The sequence below is a fragment of the Nocardia carnea genome, from assembly GCF_029868855.1.
Classification (GTDB): Bacteria; Actinomycetota; Actinomycetes; order Mycobacteriales; family Mycobacteriaceae; genus Nocardia; species Nocardia carnea_A.
Genome location: NZ_JARWOV010000156.1, coordinates 1 through 2,640, shown reverse-complemented (window position 1 = coordinate 2,640; position 2,640 = coordinate 1). Strand labels below are relative to the sequence as shown.

Genomic DNA, 2,640 nt, shown 5'->3' with positions numbered 1-2,640 from the left:
CTACACCCGGCTCCCCCCCAAAACCAACACCAAACCCGTTTTCAAAACTCCCGGCCCCCCCCCCCCCCCCACCCCCCCCCCCCCCCCCCCCCCCCCCCCCCCGCGGCCCCCCCCCCCTCGGGCGCCCCGCCCCCGCGGTTCGAAAAGAGTTGCCGGGTGGCCGAACTCAGAAGTCCATGCCGCCCATGCCGCCGGTCGGGTCGGCCGGCGCGGCGGCCGCCTTCTCCGGCTTGTCGGCGACAACGGCCTCGGTGGTCAGGAACAGGGCCGCGATGGAGGCCGCGTTCTGCAGGGCCGAGCGGGTGACCTTGACCGGGTCGGCGACGCCGGCGGCGAGCAGGTCCTCGTACTCGTTGGTCTGGGCGTTGAGGCCCTGACCGGTGGGCAGGTTGGAAACCTTCTCCGCCACCACGCCGGGCTCGAGGCCGGCGTTGAAGGCGATCTGCTTCAGCGGCGCGGACAGCGCGACACGAACGATGTTCGCGCCGGTCGCCTCGTCACCCTCGAGCTTCAGATCGTCCAGGGCCGGAGCCGACTGCAGCAGGGCCACGCCACCACCGGCGACGATGCCCTCTTCGACAGCAGCCTTGGCGTTGCGGACGGCGTCCTCGATGCGGTGCTTGCGCTCCTTGAGCTCGACCTCGGTCGCGGCACCGGCCTTGATCACCGCAACACCGCCGGCCAGCTTGGCCAGGCGCTCCTGCAGCTTCTCGCGGTCGTAATCCGAATCCGAGTTCTCGATCTCGGTGCGGATCTGCGCGACCCGGCCCTGGATGGCCTCGGCATCGCCGGAGCCCTCCACGATGGTGGTCTCGTCCTTGGTCACGACGACCTTGCGGGCCTGGCCGAGCAGCTCGACGCCGGCGGTCTCCAGGGAGAGGCCGACCTCTTCGCTGATGACCTCGCCACCGGTGAGGATGGCGATATCGGCGAGCTGGGCCTTGCGGCGGTCACCGAAGCCCGGAGCCTTGACGGCGACGGACTTGAAGGTGCCACGGATCTTGTTCACGACCAGGGTCGACAGGGCTTCGCCCTCGACGTCCTCGGCGATGATCAGCAGCGGCTTACCGGCCTGGATGACCTTCTCCAGCAGCGGCAGCAGGTCCTTGACGGTGGAGACCTTCGAGCCGACCAGCAGGATGTACGGGTCCTCGAGGACCGCTTCCTGACGCTCGGGGTCGGTGACGAAGTAGCCCGAGATGTAGCCCTTGTCGAAGCGCATACCCTCGGTGAGTTCCAGCGACAGACCGAAGGTCTGCGCCTCTTCGACGGTGATGACGCCTTCTTTGCCGACCTTGTCCATGGCCTCGGCGATGAGCTCACCGATGGACGGGTCACCGGCGGAGATGCCGGCGGTGGCGGCGATCTGCTCCTTGGTCTCGACCTCCTTGGCGGAGTCGAGCAGCTTGGTGGTGACGGCCTCGACGGCCTTCTCGATGCCACGCTTCAGGCCCAGCGGGTTGGCGCCGGCCGCAACGTTGCGCAGACCCTCGCGCACCAGCGCCTGGGCGAGCACGGTCGCGGTGGTGGTGCCGTCGCCCGCGACATCGTCGGTCTTCTTGGCGACTTCCTTGACCAGCTCGGCGCCGATCTTCTCGTACGGGTCCTCCAGCTCGATCTCCTTGGCGATGGACACACCATCGTTGGTGATCGTGGGGGCGCCCCACTTCTTCTCCAGCACGACGTTGCGGCCCTTCGGCCCCAGCGTCACCTTGACCGCGTCGGCGAGGCTGTTCAGGCCCCGCTCGAGGCCGCGACGGGCCTCTTCGTCGTACGCAATTGTCTTGGCCATTGCGGTGAGATCCTCCAAATGATGAGGCTGACACACAGGATGACCGCCTTGTCGGGTCACCCTTAGCTACGCTGTGGCCAGGCTCGGTGCCCGCGACGGACGACCAGGGGTGTCGTGTACCCGATCTCACCGTCCCGACCTAGCACTCTCCGATCGAGAGTGCCAAAGCCATTTTTAGCACTCGTCGATACCGAGTGCAAGGTAGATCCGCGCGAAGACCCCGAGACCCGCCGCCGCCGCGCCGCCCGGAATACCTCAAAGACTGTCGGTGACGCGGAGAGCGAGAGCCAGAAAAGCGTCCGCGCGCCGCTCTTCCGGGCTCCGGGGCTCACCCTCGTCGACGGTGACGAATTCGGCATCGTGCAGGAGAAGTTCGGCCTCGACCCGCATGATCGCCCGAATGAACGGCGGCGCGACCTCGGGTGGAAGATCACCGTTGACCACATAGCTGCCGTCGGACAGCGATTCGGTGGAGACGTAGGTGAGCGCGCGGAGCAGATCGTCCCGGTGTTCCCCGGCGACCAGATCGGGGTCCGTTTCATCCGCCATTGCTATAGGTTACCGGGACTACCACCCGCGCCGGGAGCGCCGACGCGAACTCGAGTGCCGCGCCACAGGCACCCCGCCCGTGACAGCACCGGCCCATCCGGGGCGCTGCATACCACCGCGGCCCCTGATCGACCCCACCCCCGGGGGGGGGGGGGGGGGGGGGGGGGGGGGGGGGGGGGGGGGCGGGGGGGGGGGGGGGGCCGGGGGGGGGGGGGGGGGGGGGGCGGGGGGCGGGGGGGCCGCGCGGCCCCGCCCCGCGGGCGGGCAGGGGCGGGGCGGGGGGGGGAGGAGGGGGGGGG

General features: G+C 69.7%; 2 protein-coding genes and 1 pseudogene. 1 reads left to right on the top strand and 2 read right to left on the bottom strand.

Going from position 1 to position 2,640, the window contains the following annotated elements:
* Positions 1-166 precede the first annotated feature (166 nt).
* A complete protein-coding gene (gene groL, locus QH195_RS14290) occupies positions 167-1,792 on the bottom strand; it encodes a chaperonin GroEL (RefSeq protein WP_280423127.1) in 1,626 nt (541 codons plus the stop codon).
* Between the two features lie 255 nt (positions 1,793-2,047).
* On the bottom strand, positions 2,048-2,341 hold the full coding sequence (locus tag QH195_RS14285; RefSeq protein ID WP_195058457.1) for a DUF222 domain-containing protein: 294 nt from the start codon (positions 2,339-2,341) through the stop codon (positions 2,048-2,050).
* 79 nt (positions 2,342-2,420) lie between these two features.
* Here QH195_RS14285 and QH195_RS14280 point away from each other — a divergent pair.
* Positions 2,421-2,640: pseudogene (locus tag QH195_RS14280) on the top strand (ice-binding family protein); the annotation flags it as partial.

What these genes read in the sequence shown, in the direction of transcription:
- groL (WP_280423127.1), bottom strand. Translation starts at nt 1,792, where the DNA reads ATGGCCAAGACAATTGCGTACGACGAAGAGGCCCGTCGCGGCCTCGAG.
- QH195_RS14285 (WP_195058457.1), bottom strand. Translation starts at nt 2,341, where the DNA reads ATGGCGGATGAAACGGACCCCGATCTGGTCGCCGGGGAACACCGGGAC.